Here is a 15,330-nt window from a genome sequence, read left to right as displayed (position 1 = left end):
CCCCAATCACGCGTCGCGAACAGAGCCAGATAGATGGTTCTAGGGGAACATGGTTGGGACCTGTATCTCTTTGAAACTGTACCCTTCGCTGGCGTTGGGATACCTGTCTTGTCGGTCGTCGGTGAAGGTGACGAGGTCGCGAAGACAGTCGCCGAATGTGAGTGTGGTGAACACGTCAGCCTTGGCGTGGCCGAACAGGCCACTGCTGTTCTCAAATCTTGGGCCGAGGACCCCGAACGGGCGTCGTCACTTGGGGCGAACGCCCGCTAGTGTTTCGAATAGCACTACAGAATGGATCACGCCGTGGACGCGTATCGTGATATCTTCTCGGCTATTGTCTTGTCGGGATGAGGCTGCACACAATCAGTCTACGACCGGCTGATCAGAAGAGGTATTTTACCTCCCGCTGCAGAATCGGGATTATGGCCACTGAGTCGGACGCCAACCAACTCCTCGAACGACTCGACCTGACAGAGTACGAGGCCACCGCACTGGAGGCGTTGCTTACCCACGGTCGGTCGACGGCGCCGAACCTCGTCGACGCCACCGGGATTCCAAACGCCCGCATCTACGGCGTCCTCGAGAACCTGGGCAACAAGGGCTTCATCAAGGTGATTTCAGGGCGGCCCAAAGAGTACCAGCCCAAGCCACCCGAAGAGGTTCTCGACCGGGCAGTCGAACACCGCCGACAGTCCTTCGAAGAGTACCGGGCGGACATCGACGCGATGTCCGAGGAGTTCTTGGCGACGTTCGAGCCGCGCTACCGAGAGGCTGCGAAGGATGTCACGCCGACCGAGGAACTGTTCTACGTCGTCGACGTGGGCGAGCCCAGCGAGACAGAGACACGGGCAGTGTACCGGGACGCAGACCACTCGGTCAGCGTCCTGACCAAGAGCTTCGAGTATTTTGACGCCGTCGAGACGGCGCTCGCAGATGCACTCGACCGGGATGTCGACATCGACGTTCTCTTTCTCCATCCGGACCACCTCTCTCCAGAGAACCGAGCCATCCAAGAACGGATCGTCGAGCGAATCCGGTCGTCGTACCCTGCCGTCGGAATCCGATTCAGCGAGGAACAACTCCCCTGGCGCGGGACGCTCGCGGACCCGAGTATGGACTACGAGACGGGGACGGCGATCCTCCTCGTCGAAGAAAAAGATATTCCGCTCCACATGCGCCAGGCCGCAGTCACCGAGAACGGTTCGTTCGTCGCCGGTCTACAGCGGTACTTCGACCTCATCTGGGAGTACGAGAGTACCGAACAGGCTCAGTGAGGCGTCCAGAATCTCAGTAATCCGTTCGGCTCTCACTTGTCATTGAGCCGAATCCACATGTCGGTGGGAGAAGATATTTAACTGAGGAATGTTACTCACAAACTGAGTAACCGATGTCAATTCTCGTCACTGGTGCCGACGGCTACCTCGGGTGGCCGGCGGCCCTGCGGATCGCAGACCGGACCGACGACCGAGTCATCCTCGTCGACAACTTCGCTCGCCGCGAGTGGGTCGAGGAAGTCGGCGCAACGAGCGCGACTCCCGTCTCCAGCATCGATCGGCGTCTCGACGCCGCGCGCGAGGTCCACGGGCTCTCGAACCTCTCGTTCGTCGAGGGCGACCTCGTCGAGAAGTCGTTCGTCGACGAACTACTGGCGGTCCACGAACCAGACGTCGTCGTCCACGCTGCGGCCCAGCCCTCCGCGCCGTACTCCCAGATCAACGGCGAGCGGGCCAACTACACCCAGCACAACAACATGCAGGCCACACGGAACCTCCTGTGGGGCCTGGAGGAACACGACCTCACCGACACACACTTCGTCGAGACGACGACGACGGGCGTCTACGGCGCGCCGGAGTTCCCCATCCCCGAGGGCGGTGCGACGATGGAGAACCAGGGCGAAGCCGACGACGTGCCGTTCCCGGCGATGGCAGGTAGCTGGTACCACCTCACGAAATCGCACGACGCGGCGAACCTCCGACTGGCACACAAACAGTTCGATATCCCGATCTCGGACGTCCGGACCGCCATCGTCTACGGGACCGAGACTGTCGAGACCCGCGAGGACGACCGGTTGAAGACCCGATTCGACTTCGACTACTACTTCGGGACCGTGGGGCACCGTTTCTGTGCACAGGCGGTCGCGGGCTACCCGGTCACCGTCTACGGCAAGGGCGAGCAGCGCAAGCCGTTCATCTCGCTGGAGGACGCCGTCGAGGGCCTGGCACAGGTCGCGCTCGAAGACCCCGACGACCGGCCCGAAGGACTGACCGTCTACAACCAGGTCACCCGCGCGATTAGTATCGTCGAGATCGCCGAAACTATCGCCGACGTGGGTTCGGAGTTCGATCTCGACGTGGCCGTCGAGCACTTCGAGAATCCGCGCGATGAGGACGAGACCCACAAGATGGAGATCGAGAACGACCGCTATGCCGACCTCATCGGCGGGCAGGACCAGACCTTCGAGGAGGGAGTTCGGGACATCTTCGAGACGTTGACCCGCTACGACGAGACCATCGCATCCTACGAAGACCGGTTCCTGCCCGGCGTCCTCGTCGACGACGAATGACGACCGACGTCCTGGTCACGGGCGGCTGTGGGTACATCGGGAGCGATCTGATCCCACGCTTGCAAGCCGACGACCGGGTCGGCGACGTGGTCGTCCTCGATAGCCTCACGTCGGGGTCGCCCCGCGTCCTGATGGGTGCCGTCGACGACAGCCTCACGTTCCGGCGCGGCGACGTCCGCGAGTATGGTGACGTCGAGAGCGCGATGCGCGGGACTGACACCGTCGTCCACCTCGCAGCCATCACCGGCGCTGATAGTACTCATGACCGCCGCGAGGAGACGTTCGCGGTCAACTACGACGGCACCGAGAACGTCCTCAACGCCGCCGGGAAACTCGGCGTCGAGAACGTGGTCTTTGCCTCCTCGTGTAACGTCTACGGGCGGGCGACGAGCACGCACATCGACGAGACGGTCGATCCGGACCCGATCAACCCCTACGCCGAGACGAAACTCGATTCGGAGACGCTGCTTACCGAATACTGCGCGGAGTTCGGGATGGACGGGACCGCACTGCGGATGGCGACGAACTTCGGCTACTCCCCCGGCGTCCGGTTCAACCTCGTCGTGAATTACTTCGTCTTCAGGGCGCTGACTGGTCGGACGCTGACCGTCTACGGCGACGGCTCGAACTGGCGGCCATTCATCCACGTCTCGGATGCCGCTCGCGCCTACAAGCACGCCGCACTCGCCCCAGACGACTGGGACGAACGCGTCTACAACGTCGGAAGCACGGACGAGAACTACCGGATCTCGGAGATCGCCGAGATCGTCGACGAGGAGGTCGGCGCGGTCGACATCACCTATCTCGAAGACGAACACCCCGGCCCGTCCTACCACGTCGAGTTCGACAGATTGGCGACGACCGGGTTCGAACCGGAGACGACTCTCCGCGAGGGCGTCCGCGACATCGCAGCGAGGTTCACCGATGACTGAGACACCACACATCGCGATCACGGGTGCGGCCGGCTACATCGGCAGCCGCATCCTCGGCGAACTGCAAGCACAGCATCCAGACTGGGAAATAACCGCTATCGACAACTTCTACGCGGCGAAGGCCCGCTCTGTCGGCGACATCGACATCGATCACGTCGACATCCGGAACCGCGACAGGCTGGAAGCAGCGCTCTCGGGCGCCGACGTCGTCCTCCATCTGGCCGCAGTCTCGGGCGTCGACGACTGCACCCAGCACCAGGACCTCGCCTACGAGGTGAACGTCCAGGGGACAGAGAACGTCGCCTGGTTCTGTCGGAAGACCGGCGCCGGCATGACCTTTCCCTTCTCGATGGCGGTACTCGGCGACCCCCAGGAGTTCCCCATCACCGTCGAGCAGCCGCGTGGCCCGCTGAACTGGTACGGACGGACAAAACTGCTCGGCGAACGCGCCATTGACGGGTTCGCCGTTGATGCGTTCCCCGCCCACCAGTTCATGATATCGAACCTATACGGGAGTCACGAGGTCAACGGTGAGACCATCTCGAAGGGCACCGTCATCAACTTCTTCGTTCAGCGCGCGCTGGCAGAGGAGCCATTGACTGTGTACGAACCGGGGACACAGTCTCGCAACTTCGTCCACGTGAAAGACATCGCACAGGCCTACGTCCGGAGCGCCGAACGGCTGCTCGAACAGCGAGCAGCCGACGAGACCGGCGTCGAGAAGTTCGAACTCGCAAGCGATGAGGATCCGAGCGTCCACTCGGTGGCGAACCTCGTCCGGGACATCGCCATCGAGCAGGCCGGGATCGACGTTCCGGTCGAACTCGTCGAGAACCCCCGTGGCGACGACGAGACGCTCGTCGAGTCGTTCACAGTCGACACAAGCAGGGCTCGTGACCTGCTCGACTGGGAAGCTGAGCGAACGATCGAAGAAACAGTCAGAGAAGCGTTCCAGTAGCGTTCAAGAGTTCCGCACCAGCGGTTCGTACCACTCGCGGTTCTCCCGGTACCAGTCGATGAACTTCGAGACGCCCTCCCGAATCGTGTGCGAAGCCTCGTAGCCCAGCAGTTCGCTCGCACGCTCCGTACTAGCGTGGGTATGCTCAGCGTCGGCGTCGTGGCGTTCCTCGTAGACCAGGTCGAGGTCGGGCGCCAGCTGGTCGCGAATCTCCTCGGCCAGCGTCTTGATCTCGATGTTGTCCGTCGAGCCGATGTTGATTGCCTGGCCGTCGGCGGCGTCCTCCTCCAGCAGCGCGGTGTTGGCTTCCAAGACGTCCTCGATGTACGTAAAGTCCCGTGTCTGTGTGCCGTCACCGTAGATGATCGGCGGTTCGTCGTTCATACACCGCGAGACGAAATTCGAGATGGCCATGTTCGGGCGCATTCGCGGGCCGTAGACGGTGAAGTACCGCAGTGCGACTGCCGGGAAGTCGTACACCTCGCTGTACGCACAGGCGTACCGTTCGGCCGCCAGTTTCGAGGCGCCGTAGGGTGAGACGGGCGTCGTCGGATGTTCTTCGTCGTAGGGGAGGTACTGCGGGACGCCGTAGACCGACGAGGACGAAGCCATGACGAACCGCTCGATGCCCTCGTCGCGACAGGCGTCCAGCAGGTTCAGTGTCCCGTCGACGTTGACTGCGTCGTACTTCCGGGGGTTCTGGACGCTCGGGCGGACGCCGGCCTGGGCCGCCTGGTGGTAGACGTAGTCGGCGTCGGCGACGAGGTCCGTAACGAGGTCGGCGTCGCGGACGTCGCCCTCGACGAACTCGTAGCTCCCGTCGCCGGCGTCGGCGGCTGCCCGTCCGGTCTCGATGTTGTGGGACTTGATGTCCAGGTCGTAGAACGGGTCCCTGTTGTCCAGGACGACGACGTCGTGGCCGTCACCTGCGAACCGCTCGGCGAGGTGGCCGCCGATGAAGCCCGCACCGCCAGTCACGAGGATTCTCATTACCCCAAGCGGGTCGGGGAAGCGACAAAAAGCCGTCGGGTTCGGCTGTTGGGTCAGCCATGTTGAAATTGAACTGCTTGATGTAGCCACTAAAACGAACCGCGAGGTTTCCGGTATATGAGGCCGCCTGTGAATCGTCAGAGCATGTCGACCAAACCACAGGCGATATCCGAGATAACGGCGCACTGCTTCTGATACTTATAAAACGCCGAATTTTCGAGAGTTCCTGGCTCGGAACTGATTAAGTATCCGTACGGTCGGTGTTAGTATGGGATGCCGACAGATCCACCAGCGCCTTCTGAGAGAGAGTTGCCCGCCGACCCAGCCGATCTATTGCCAGACAGCAGCATCCTCTCACTGGACGAGTATCTCGGTATGCACGCTGCTGTCGGCCACCGTACCCGATACGAGATCCTCTACCGACTCGTCCGCAGTGGCGAGATGAACCCAGCTGAACTCGAAGACGCGATGGAGGTCGACGACAGTACGCTCCACTACCACCTGAACAAGCTCGTCGATGTCGGTCTCGTCGAGAAGCGCCAGCAGACAGAGCGGGGACAGGATGGACTGTACACGTACTATCAGGCGACTGTATCCGGAACAGTGACGCTCACTGAGGGTGTCGACGAGTTGATCCGCGGCGAACAGAAGTTCGACCAAATGTACGACAGCACAGCGGAATGATCCGAGTCAGTACAGATGATACACTGAGTGGCTATTTCGGCGCAACTGTTGGTGAAAGCACTTCCCGTGAACGATTCTCTGATTCACTGTCTTCTGGACGAGTCTTTTGGACGGGCTGTCAACTACCCCACCCTACTTCGCTCAGTCTGACGACTTCGCTCGTTGAGGGTGGGGCTTGTCCGTGTCCTCGACCTCGAACCCGTCCGGGTGGGCGGTAAATCCGCCACTCGGCGTCACCGTTCCAGACTGTAGGGCAAGCTGACTGTTGCCCGTCCGCCGAGACGACTGTTGGCCCCGACGGACGTACCGCATTCCGATGTTCTTCGCCGTCGCAAAGTCGTCACGCGACTTTGCTGCCCGTCGGATGTAATCCGACGACCGCGTTGTAGTCTGCGTTCGCTTCCGATTCGCACTTCTGACAGCAGAAATCGTTTCGAGTCGGACGGTTCTCGTCTGCCGTGAATCCACACTCGGCGCACCGCTTGGACGTGTACGCCGAACCCACCTGCTTCACCGAGATGCCGACCGCTTCGGCTTTGTACTCGACTTGTTCGTACAGCGTTCGGAACGCCCACTTGTGGCCCCACGACGCGCCCGTTCGGTCGCGGATGTCCGTCAGGTCCTCGAACGCGATCACGTCGCACTCGTATCGGAGTGCTTCGTCGACGATCACGTTCGACGCTTGGTGGTGGACGTCACGGACGTAGCGAAGTTCCCGGCCACTCGATTGTTCCAGCGTTCGGTGGGCACTTCTCGTCCCGGTCTGTTGGAGTCCGGCGCGTACCTTCTCGAACTCGCGGAGGTCGTGGGTTAGCTCCCGCCCGCTGACGAAGGAGGCGGTACTGGTGACGGCGAGGTTTTCGATACCGAGGTCAACCCCGAGAACCGTTCCGTCCTCGGCGGTATTCCGTTCGGTGTCGGTCTTGTGTCGGCGGAAGCCGATGTGTAAATAGTAGTTGCCGTCGCGGGCGGTGAGGGTACTTTCCGTAACGCTCCATTCGTCAGAGTCGAGGTACTGTCGTTGGTAGCCGCCGTCGGCGTCAGGGAGAGCAAGGTCACACCGGACGCGACTCTCCGTTGTGGAGAGCGACACCGTATCATCATCAAACAGCGTCATGGTCCGGGTATCGTATTTCACCGTGGGTGCAGTGAAGGTGGGCTTGCTCACCTTCTTGCCTTTGGCGCGGCGTTCGATACAGCCGGTGATGGCTTGGGCGGCTTGGTGCGTGGCGAGAATCGCGTGCTGACTCCCGAGGTCGGTGTGTTCGCGCACGTCGTCGTAGGCGAGGGGTTGCACATCGCTCTTGGCGTTGCACTTGCCCCACGCCATGTCCGTGGCAATCTGGCAACCATACTTCCACTCAGCAATGGTTTTCTCAAGCAACTCGCGTTGCTCGCTATCTACCGAGAGGCGGGTGATTGCTGTCCGGCGCACGTAGTCGTCTGCCACATCTTCAATGTAATTTTGTGGCTACTTATAAATTAGTTTCTGTGGCCTATACGAACGCGCTCCTCTCCTCCCTACTCGCACCCTTCGGTCGCTCCTTGAGGAAGGGGACTCCGCGCTACCGCTTCAGTTGAATCGGGCGTCTCCTGAGCCTCACGCCCATTCGTGCTGGTCCCATCCTTCGTAGTGCTTCAGACGACTCCGGATCTCGAACGGTTCCCACTCACACTCGTCGTAGAGCACATCAGCGAGCGCTCCAAACTCGCTGTTGTTCAGCATAATCCCACGGCTCCCCTTCGATGTGATATAGTCCTTGCTGCGGAGTCCATCGAAGAGTTCGCTCGCGGTCGGATAGTCGCCCGGCTCGATAGCGGAGATGGAGAGGAGGTTTTCCTCGACGATCGGCGATCCCCACCGGTGCTCGGCTATCATGGCCGCGAGGAGAGCGCATTTCACCGACGGCTTACGCATATGCCTCTCTTTTCACCCCTCGCTTATAAGGCTACGTTAACGGCTGTTTACGGTAGAAGAAACAATTATATACGCTGATCGGCACACTAGACGTATGAGTGAGTCAACGCCAACGCACCCCGCGGAGGAGAAAGACACCAAGGAGGCCCGTCTTGAGAACCCGAGCGGCGTCCTTCACCTCTTCCAGCACGAGAGCGTCCCGATCCTCATCGATGCTGTCCTCACCCTTCCTCCGGGCCGGGAGTTCAACAAGACCGAGTTCGCCGATCACGCCGGTGTCACCCGGCAAACGGTGAGCAACTACATAGACCTCCTGCTGGAAACCGAGATCGTCGAGGAAGTTCCAAACACCTCGCCCCGCCGGTATCGCGTCGCCAAGAGCGACGTCGTCCAGGAACTCTTCGAACTCAACAGCGCGCTCAACGTCGCCGGCGAATAGGTTTATGTCCTATAGGCTTGTATCCTATAATATCGAAGGCGGATGGCGACGTCCTTGTTTATACTGACCCACGGCGCAGGCCACCACCACCGCCACGAGTGGACTGACGGCGAGGAACAGTGAAAGCCGACGGACGCATCTCACTGGCCGATGCGTACGCAGTCGCGCTTGCCGACGAACGTGACGCAACACTGGTTGCGGGAACGGACGATGACTTCGACGAGTTATCTCTGAATATCGACCTGCTCAGGTTCCGCGAAGAAGGGGTGTAGAGTCGATACGCGCTTGACTCTCAGAGTAAACTATCAAATCCGCAACGGTGTGGTTTCACACAACGAAAATCAAGACGTTTCGAGCTGCCTGATCGCCTCCTCGTATCGTTCGGCATACGGGCCGACGGCCGCGGAGCGACGTGCCGAGAGTGCTTCGATGGCGTCACGACGGTGCTCTTCAGCTACCCCGTCCTGCTGTATGCACCTAACCCACCCATCGAGCGCCCGCTGGAACGCCTGCGCATAGTGGTCGTATGCCGCGTCGATGACCCCTTCGTTGGTTTCGATTCCCTCGGCGATTGCCCGGTAGACCGTCGCCGCCGCACGGTATCGCTCGCGCGAGCGGTACTGTTCGGCCTGCTCGAAGACGTCAGAGAAGTCGATCGCCTCTGTGACCACGGGGTAGTCGGCCGTGTGCTCGTCGAACAGTTCGTCGATCTCGGCGCGGTACTCCTCGACGGAGGGTGCTGTGTCATCGAACCGTACCTGAAACCGATCGCGGAGTTCGGGGCTGCGGGCGAGTTCTTCTCGGAGGAAGCTCCGGCGTTCGTCGTCCGACGTCTCGTCGAGCAGTTCGTCGATCCGGTCGCGTTCGTCCGTCGGTGGGTCCTCGATGGCTTCTAGCAGTACAGCGACGACGTGCTTGCATACGCCCGGCCCGGTGTATGGGCACGTACAGGTCGCCTCGAACGCCTCGGTCGATAGGTCGATCGTCACGTCGTAGGATTTCGACCCGCGGACGTCGGCAGTCACCCGGTCCTCGAATCGAGAGAGCCGACTTACCCGTCCCTCACGCCGGTAGTTCTGTCCGCGCTCGAAGACGGCCTCGGTACAGCGCTCACGGATTCCCGACTCGTCGATTCGCATGACTGATCGCGGACAAGGAGTTCGCTTACTAGTTGTTGGAAATGTGGGTGATATTATAAAAAAGCCGCGCTCAGGCGTCGGAGTCGTTGGGGTCGTCGGTTTCCTGCTCCACCAGGTCGCGTACCCGGTCGAAGTGGCTGCTGATGCGCTCGGGCATCGACTCGAACTCTTCGTCGCTCACAGGTCGCTCCTGTCTTTCACTCCGTGCCATTTCTCAAACCTCTTGATGACTCTTTTGACGTTCTCGCGTAAATCTTCTTCGGCGGCATCGAACCCCTCGTTCGCTGGAATCGGGGACGAGACATCTTCCGACGGGATTTTCTTGCCGTCGCGGTAGATATCTCGATGCAGGCCTTCCTCGGTGATGTCGTGGCCACCGGGTGCGTCGCGGTCGTGATTGTAGCGGACGACCTCACCCCAGTCGCCCTCCAGCCAGTATTCCAACTGGATCATGAAGCGCGTCACCTCGCCGCGCTCCGTTGAGAACGCGGTACGAAGCTGCACGCGGTCGGCCAGCCGATCCGGCGGCGGCGTCACCTCGTGGTCCGTCATTCGTCACACACGGCCTCTCGCAGCTCCTCGTACAGATCGCTCCTTTCCTCAAGCAGCTGTGAAAACCCCGCGGCGTGAACCCACGAGTGACATTTTGAGCACAGAGTAACGAGATTCTCCGCTTTGTCAGGGCCTCCTGCTGACCGTGGTATGAGGTGATGAACTTCGATGTCGGTGTCTTCGCCACACCTCTGACACTCGTGATTGTCGCGTTCGAGTGCTTCATCTCTCCCGTCTTCGCTGTGTGCCGACCAGTCTCCGTCGGCCCTTCGCCACTCTGCACTGCACTCTTGAGAGCAAAAGCGGGCACCATCTGCTTGAGTATCAGTGCGCTCGAACTCCTCTCCACACCATTCGCACACGAATGTGAGCGTCTGAGCCAGACTCTTGTCATGCACTTGCGCACGGTGTTGTCGCATCGAAGCTTCGGAATCGAACCAGTCTTTGTTGCAAGATGGGCACTCTATTTCACTCATCTTCCTCCTCCCGAGGGTCTTCGACCAGTTCGTAGAGTCCACCTCGATTCAGTTGCTCCACCCATCCGGCATTCTTCAGGTTCCGGAGTGCGTACTCCACCTGTCCTTTGTCCAACTCAGAGTGTTCTCGCAAGTAGAGAGGGTTAACACGGCCCCACGGGTCGCCAGAATCACGCCCTTCTTTGAACTGCTTGAGGACGTCTTCCTCCCGATCATTCGGTTCGTAGTTTTCGTTGACCATCGTGTGTTCTACCATTCTACTTCACAGGACATAATTCTCAGCCATACGCCTAATGATTTTCTCAACATATGGCCAAGCATTTTGCTAAGCATAAAGACTAAGTAGTACCCGGTTGTAGGTGTAGTTGAGAACACGAGGCACGCCGCAGAAGGCGGCCGGTGTTCAAGGCACCGACGCCTCGGGTTCTCGGAAATGGCCAGAGAACCCATGTCGATAAAGAAATCTGCCGGACTTCAGCGTTCCGGCACGACGGACGAATCGGACGACGAACCGACCATCGAAGGCCCCATCCCGGAGTTTGACCGCTACGACGACTACACCGGCCACGACTATTTCCGGTGCACCGGCTGTGGCGTCGAAGCGATGCGCCGCCACGATCTCCGCGACGGCAGGTGCAAGTGCAACGGTGGGTGGGAGTGATGCAGCGCCGCACGTTCCTCGGCGCTGCGGCGGCGCTCACGACGCTCCCGACGGTCGAAGCGGCAGCCCCGACCGACGACGAAGCTCCGGACACGCAGGTGTGCGACATCTGTGGCGCCGAGAAGCCCGCTGAGATGGTCGAACGGACGATCGTCGAAACCATTGCGCCGCTCGAAGCCGACATCTGCCGGGCGTGCCAGCACGTCCAAGACCACGACAACGGCGACGGGCAGTGCATGCAGTGTGGCGACGACGTCTCGCCCGGCTACTACTTCGAGGTGGCGTTCCCACTCGGCGCGGCTGAACTCCCGGGGATGCTCGCGGGCCAGCTCTGTAGCGACTGCGCCGGGTGGGTCGCCTGCGACATCAACTACAACGGCATCGACGCCGACGAAGATGCCAGCAACCAGCTGACCACCATCATCGACGAGGAGACGCGGCGGATGAACGAACTGGAGGAGTCGGAATGACGCTCCCCGACCCGACCGACGTAATCGCGCCGCGTGGCGACGATCTGCCCTACGAGACCTCGGACTTCCTCCAGGAGATGATGGAAGGCGCATACCCGGACGGCGTTGTTCTGGACTACCACGGGCTGAAGCTGTACAGTCGGTGCCAGTACGAGAACGGCGTCCGCGTCTACGACGTCTACATCGCAGACAAGAACTACGTCAAGACGGTCAATCTCAACGCCTTTCGGACGATCCCCGAGGTCGAACAGTTCCTTGACGAGATTGTGGCCTACCACCCGACCGACCGCGACGAGTGGGTGAGTAGCCGATGAGCAGCACGCCACTCCCGGCGACGGTCGGCCAGCGCCGCCCGCTTGGGTTCACGTCCGTTGGCGTGGACGTCGGCGTGAAGAACCTCATCGCGGCAGCCCCGGAGGACGGCGACGTGGAGTCGGCGTTCACCATCGAGGGCAGCCACATCCGGACGCGCCACGAGGCGCTCGTAGAAGCGATGCGAGCGCTCCAGGGCGCGAAGTTCGACAGTACCGAGGGGCAGATCCAACTGTTCGCGGCTCTCTGGCACCAGATCCGCCCGCAGGTCTACGACGCGGCTGTCCGCGTGGTTCGCTACGCTCAGGAGTTCGCTGGCCCGGTGCTGGTGCTCGAAGACCTGTCGTTCTGTGGGGCTTCGTTGTGGGAGCGGCGGACGGCCTCGGACGTGGGGACGTGGTTGGTCCCGGCGCTTCAGCACGCCATCGCGGTGAAGGCCCGCGATGCGGGAATCCCGGTGATGTACATCGATCCGAAGTACACAACTCAGCAGTGCCACGTCTGCGGCGACCTCGGCTCTGTCGGCCAGGATGCTGTGGAATGCACCACTGAAGACTGTCCTGTCGGCACGGTCTCCAGAGACGGGAGCGCCGCCCTCAGTATCGCACAGCGAGCCGATCTCGCTGAAAAACCGAACTAACCTAACATGCAGATGATTGAAGACATCGACCGCGACGTGTTCGTACGGATTCAGACCGACCTACTGGTGGTCGGGGACAGCATCATGACCGACCGGCATCACGCCTCGAACGGCAACTACGAGGACGACGACCCGCAGAACCAGATCGGCGGCATCATCCCCGCCTTTCCGCTCTCGGGCTGGCTCCGCCACGGGATGGAGCGCGTCGTCTCCGAGAACGACGGCACCGCCTGCCACCCCGGCGAGGCCAATGCGAACTTCATGAAGGAAGACATCTACGAGCGCGACCTCGAAGACGGCTACCATGAGAAGGGTGCGTGCGTCGAATACCCGAAAGAAGACCACGGCTGCGTGATTTTCGACCTCTTCGGCGGCTTCGGCAACCAGCCGGGAAAGGTGATGCGTCGCCCGATCAAGTTCAATCCCGTCCGCTCCAGCGTGGACTACACACGCGGACAGGCCGAAGGCCACTACCGCCGGCTCAACCGGAACATCGTCTCCCGGAATCGGGAGGACAACCGCGAACCGCTGCGGAACGCCGAGGTGGACGCCGTCGCCAATCTTGACGGTTGCTGGCATCTCTCCTTCCGGGAGACAAAGCCCGAGTTCATCGGCCTGCTCGCGGAGGGGATCGACTTCCTCGATGGGCACAAGACGGACTTCATGCACCAGCTCGGTGGCGCGCGGAACTTCGGCGCGGGGATCGTCGATTGCCACCTCATCAATCCGCTCTACGAGGAACGCGAACTGAAGCGCGTCTTCGACCGCGGGAAGGGCAACACGAACAAGATGGACGAGAAAGACGACCAGTGGGCCGAGGAGTACCGCCCGGCGTTCGTGGAGGCGCTGGAAGAGCGCATCGAGGAGGGCCCGTAGATGGGAGAGAACGTCACTCTCAGCGACTCCCAGGGCGACGCCGGACAGGACGTGATGGTCGCGGCCTACCGCCACGACGCCCACAAGCTGAACGGCGAGACGCACGACTACGCCCCGGACACCTTCCACGGCGTCCCGGTGAACCAGACCGTCCCGCACGGCGCGGACGGCGACGCGTCGGCGCTCTCGCGGCCCGACGGGAAGCCCGAGCAGACTGTGGACAACCACGAGACGCATTACCGGCTGTCGCTGCTGACAGGCGACTCCCACTACGACCCGGAGGAGTTCTCACGCCCGCGCCTCTCTGAGGCCATCAACGACCTGCTGACGGGCTCCGACCCTGAGGCGATGCATCGGGCGTGGCTCACGTCGGACGTAGCGAGCGGGTTCAACGAGAGCATCTACTACGCGTACACGAGCCTGAAGTACCACACGCTACTCGTGGCGGCGCTCTTGGACAACTACCTCGCCGGTCACGAGTTCTCCGATCTCCTCCTGGTCGTGGACGACGCCGGGGAGGTCGTGCCCCATCGGACGGTCTACGCGGGCGACCGCTTTGCGCTCCGAATCGACGAGAACACGAACGGGCAGCCGTGGGCGCGCCTTGGAAGCCGCCCGTGGCGGTCGTGGGCGTCGGCGTGGAAGCGCCTCACCGCGCACCCGCTCGATGTCAATCACGACAAGCACGACATGACCCTCGATGCCAACCTCCGGCGGATCTGGAGTTGGAGTACCGCGCTACAGTACATCGAAGATCTCGAAACTCGGAGGGAGAACGCGTGACGCACATCCAGCAGGTTCATTGGGAACTCGATATGGACTACCTCGGGCACCCGTACTACGTCTCGGGGAACGCGATCTACCACGCGCTCGGGATGCAGCTGGAGCACGATGTCCACCAGCAGATCAACGCCAGCCACGGGATGTTTGTCCCTGGCCAGTTCGGGACGTTCCCCGAAGAGCACTCGCAGAGCGGGATTCGCCCGTACATGGGGTCGTTGCTCCCCGACGTGGAGAGCTACGACGACCTGTTCCTCTTCCGGCATTCCGACCACCCGTGGCTCCTCGATACCCGACCCCGCGACGGGCTGAACGCCCACGACATCCGGTTCCAGAGCGGGATGCCGGCGCTGGCTCACGAGACCATCATGGGCCGGCCGGACGACGCTCGGAAACAGCAGCAGACCACGCGCTGGTACGTGAACGCCTACCTGCACGCCGATGACCCCGATCTCCTGCCGCTGAGCGAGGATGTGCTTGACGGCCTCCAGTTCGGAGGCAAACGGAACTACGGATACGGGACGACCACGCTGAAAGACACGCAGGTCGTTGACCTGGAGGTACTGGACTACTCGCGTCTTGAAGACGGCGATGCGTTCATACTCGAACTCGTGACGCCGTTCGTCCTCCGGTCGGAGTACCCGAGGGCGAACAACGTGGGCGTGCCGTGGTGGTGGAGCGTAGACGATGAAGCGCAGCTACGCCACCGGCTGGAGAAGGTCATCGAGGGCGGCGACACGTACGAGTTGGAGGCCGTCGATCACGGCGTGGTCGTCGGCTACGATGGCGACCGTCCGGTGGAGACCGCCATCTCCGGGCTCACCCGCGTCGGGAACCACTCGAAGTACGGCTTCGGAGAGCTTCGAGTGAAACCAGTCACTCCAGATGAAACCAACGTCAAGAAACAGATAGAAAAGCCGAAGTCGGAGCACTGACAAAC

At 61.5% G+C, this 15,330-nt stretch carries 21 protein-coding genes and 1 pseudogene; 15 read left to right on the top strand and 7 right to left on the bottom strand.

Features of this window, described 5'->3' with window-relative positions; genetic code table 11:
• Positions 1 to 108 precede the first annotated feature (108 nt).
• The 5 genes from Hhyl2_RS00220 to Hhyl2_RS00200 all read left to right on the top strand — a co-directional run bounded on the left by Hhyl2_RS00220 (position 109) and on the right by Hhyl2_RS00200 (position 4,453).
• A complete protein-coding gene (locus Hhyl2_RS00220) occupies positions 109 to 270 on the top strand; it encodes a hypothetical protein (protein ID WP_483548699.1) in 162 nt (53 codons plus the stop codon).
• Between the two features lie 152 nt (positions 271 to 422).
• The gene (locus Hhyl2_RS00215; RefSeq protein ID WP_483548698.1) at positions 423 to 1,274 is read left to right on the top strand and encodes a TrmB family transcriptional regulator; all 852 of its coding nucleotides are present in this window, start codon (positions 423 to 425) and stop codon (positions 1,272 to 1,274) included.
• A gap of 113 nt (positions 1,275 to 1,387) precedes the next feature.
• Positions 1,388 to 2,563, top strand: coding sequence for an NAD-dependent epimerase/dehydratase family protein (locus tag Hhyl2_RS00210; RefSeq protein WP_483548697.1), 1,176 nt, complete (start codon positions 1,388 to 1,390; stop codon positions 2,561 to 2,563).
• Positions 2,560 to 3,495: an NAD-dependent epimerase/dehydratase family protein gene (locus tag Hhyl2_RS00205; protein WP_483548696.1), complete on the top strand. Its 936-nt coding sequence runs from the start codon at positions 2,560 to 2,562 to the stop codon at positions 3,493 to 3,495. The genes Hhyl2_RS00210 and Hhyl2_RS00205 overlap by 4 nt, the downstream gene beginning before the upstream one ends.
• On the top strand, positions 3,488 to 4,453 hold the full coding sequence (locus Hhyl2_RS00200; RefSeq protein WP_483548695.1) for an NAD-dependent epimerase/dehydratase family protein: 966 nt from the start codon (positions 3,488 to 3,490) through the stop codon (positions 4,451 to 4,453). Before Hhyl2_RS00205 ends, Hhyl2_RS00200 begins: the two co-directional genes overlap by 8 nt.
• A gap of 3 nt (positions 4,454 to 4,456) precedes the next feature.
• Here Hhyl2_RS00200 and Hhyl2_RS00195 read toward each other — a convergent pair whose 3' ends face one another.
• On the bottom strand, positions 4,457 to 5,443 hold the full coding sequence (locus Hhyl2_RS00195; RefSeq protein ID WP_483548694.1) for an NAD-dependent epimerase/dehydratase family protein: 987 nt from the start codon (positions 5,441 to 5,443) through the stop codon (positions 4,457 to 4,459).
• A 273-nt stretch (positions 5,444 to 5,716) separates the two neighbouring features.
• On the opposite strand from Hhyl2_RS00195, the gene Hhyl2_RS00190 reads away from it, so the two are divergent.
• Entirely contained in the window at positions 5,717 to 6,127 is a 411-nt protein-coding gene (locus Hhyl2_RS00190) for a winged helix-turn-helix domain-containing protein (protein WP_483548693.1), read from the top strand.
• Positions 6,128 to 6,268: 141 nt separating this feature from the next.
• Here Hhyl2_RS00190 and Hhyl2_RS00185 read toward each other — a convergent pair.
• Positions 6,269 to 7,577, bottom strand: a pseudogene (locus Hhyl2_RS00185) (RNA-guided endonuclease InsQ/TnpB family protein).
• A 150-nt stretch (positions 7,578 to 7,727) separates the two neighbouring features.
• The gene (locus tag Hhyl2_RS00180; protein ID WP_483548692.1) at positions 7,728 to 8,045 is read right to left on the bottom strand and encodes a hypothetical protein; all 318 of its coding nucleotides are present in this window, start codon (positions 8,043 to 8,045) and stop codon (positions 7,728 to 7,730) included.
• Between the two features lie 94 nt (positions 8,046 to 8,139).
• On the opposite strand from Hhyl2_RS00180, the gene Hhyl2_RS00175 reads away from it, so the two are divergent.
• Both Hhyl2_RS00175 and Hhyl2_RS00170 read left to right on the top strand, forming a co-directional pair.
• Positions 8,140 to 8,484 (top strand): hypothetical protein, encoded by a 345-nt coding sequence (locus tag Hhyl2_RS00175; RefSeq protein WP_324759626.1) that lies wholly within the window; start codon positions 8,140 to 8,142, stop codon positions 8,482 to 8,484.
• A gap of 119 nt (positions 8,485 to 8,603) precedes the next feature.
• A complete protein-coding gene (locus tag Hhyl2_RS00170; protein ID WP_483548691.1) occupies positions 8,604 to 8,756 on the top strand; it encodes a hypothetical protein in 153 nt (50 codons plus the stop codon).
• A 69-nt stretch (positions 8,757 to 8,825) separates the two neighbouring features.
• Here Hhyl2_RS00170 and Hhyl2_RS00165 read toward each other — a convergent pair whose 3' ends face one another.
• The 4 genes from Hhyl2_RS00165 to Hhyl2_RS00150 all read right to left on the bottom strand — a co-directional run bounded on the left by Hhyl2_RS00165 (position 8,826) and on the right by Hhyl2_RS00150 (position 10,892).
• Entirely contained in the window at positions 8,826 to 9,623 is a 798-nt protein-coding gene (locus tag Hhyl2_RS00165) for an SWIM zinc finger family protein (protein WP_483548690.1), read from the bottom strand.
• Between the two features lie 177 nt (positions 9,624 to 9,800).
• Positions 9,801 to 10,175: a DUF7718 family protein gene (locus Hhyl2_RS00160; RefSeq protein ID WP_483548689.1), complete on the bottom strand. Its 375-nt coding sequence runs from the start codon at positions 10,173 to 10,175 to the stop codon at positions 9,801 to 9,803.
• Positions 10,172 to 10,594 (bottom strand): HNH endonuclease, encoded by a 423-nt coding sequence (locus tag Hhyl2_RS00155; RefSeq protein WP_483550538.1) that lies wholly within the window; start codon positions 10,592 to 10,594, stop codon positions 10,172 to 10,174. The genes Hhyl2_RS00160 and Hhyl2_RS00155 overlap by 4 nt, the downstream gene beginning before the upstream one ends.
• 49 nt (positions 10,595 to 10,643) lie before the next feature.
• Positions 10,644 to 10,892, bottom strand: a complete 249-nt coding sequence (locus tag Hhyl2_RS00150; RefSeq protein WP_006167228.1) for a hypothetical protein — start codon at positions 10,890 to 10,892, stop codon at positions 10,644 to 10,646.
• Positions 10,893 to 11,099: 207 nt separating this feature from the next.
• Between Hhyl2_RS00150 and Hhyl2_RS00145 the strand changes: the two genes are divergently transcribed.
• The 7 genes from Hhyl2_RS00145 to Hhyl2_RS00115 are packed head-to-tail and all read left to right on the top strand — an operon-like array spanning position 11,100 to position 15,325.
• Positions 11,100 to 11,312: a DUF8118 domain-containing protein gene (locus tag Hhyl2_RS00145; protein ID WP_483548688.1), complete on the top strand. Its 213-nt coding sequence runs from the start codon at positions 11,100 to 11,102 to the stop codon at positions 11,310 to 11,312.
• On the top strand, positions 11,312 to 11,782 hold the full coding sequence (locus Hhyl2_RS00140; protein ID WP_483548687.1) for a hypothetical protein: 471 nt from the start codon (positions 11,312 to 11,314) through the stop codon (positions 11,780 to 11,782). Before Hhyl2_RS00145 ends, Hhyl2_RS00140 begins: the two co-directional genes overlap by 1 nt.
• A complete protein-coding gene (locus Hhyl2_RS00135) occupies positions 11,779 to 12,096 on the top strand; it encodes a hypothetical protein (RefSeq protein WP_483548685.1) in 318 nt (105 codons plus the stop codon). The genes Hhyl2_RS00140 and Hhyl2_RS00135 overlap by 4 nt, the downstream gene beginning before the upstream one ends.
• Positions 12,093 to 12,734, top strand: a complete 642-nt coding sequence (locus Hhyl2_RS00130; protein WP_483548684.1) for a zinc ribbon domain-containing protein — start codon at positions 12,093 to 12,095, stop codon at positions 12,732 to 12,734. The genes Hhyl2_RS00135 and Hhyl2_RS00130 overlap by 4 nt, the downstream gene beginning before the upstream one ends.
• Positions 12,735 to 12,746: 12 nt before the next feature.
• Positions 12,747 to 13,610 carry a hypothetical protein gene (locus Hhyl2_RS00125; protein WP_483550537.1) on the top strand — a complete coding sequence of 288 codons (864 nt, stop codon included), beginning with the start codon at positions 12,747 to 12,749 and terminating at the stop codon, positions 13,608 to 13,610.
• Complete coding sequence (locus Hhyl2_RS00120) at positions 13,611 to 14,393, top strand: DUF8168 family protein (protein WP_483548683.1); 783 nt, start codon at positions 13,611 to 13,613, stop codon at positions 14,391 to 14,393.
• The gene (locus tag Hhyl2_RS00115) at positions 14,390 to 15,325 is read left to right on the top strand and encodes a hypothetical protein (protein WP_483548682.1); all 936 of its coding nucleotides are present in this window, start codon (positions 14,390 to 14,392) and stop codon (positions 15,323 to 15,325) included. Before Hhyl2_RS00120 ends, Hhyl2_RS00115 begins: the two co-directional genes overlap by 4 nt.
• Positions 15,326 to 15,330 lie beyond the last annotated feature (5 nt).

This window comes from Haloarcula sp. H-hyl2 (assembly GCF_056934385.1).
The sequence above is the reverse complement of the archived record's forward strand: the minus strand, read 5'-3'. Positions and strand labels throughout refer to the sequence as shown.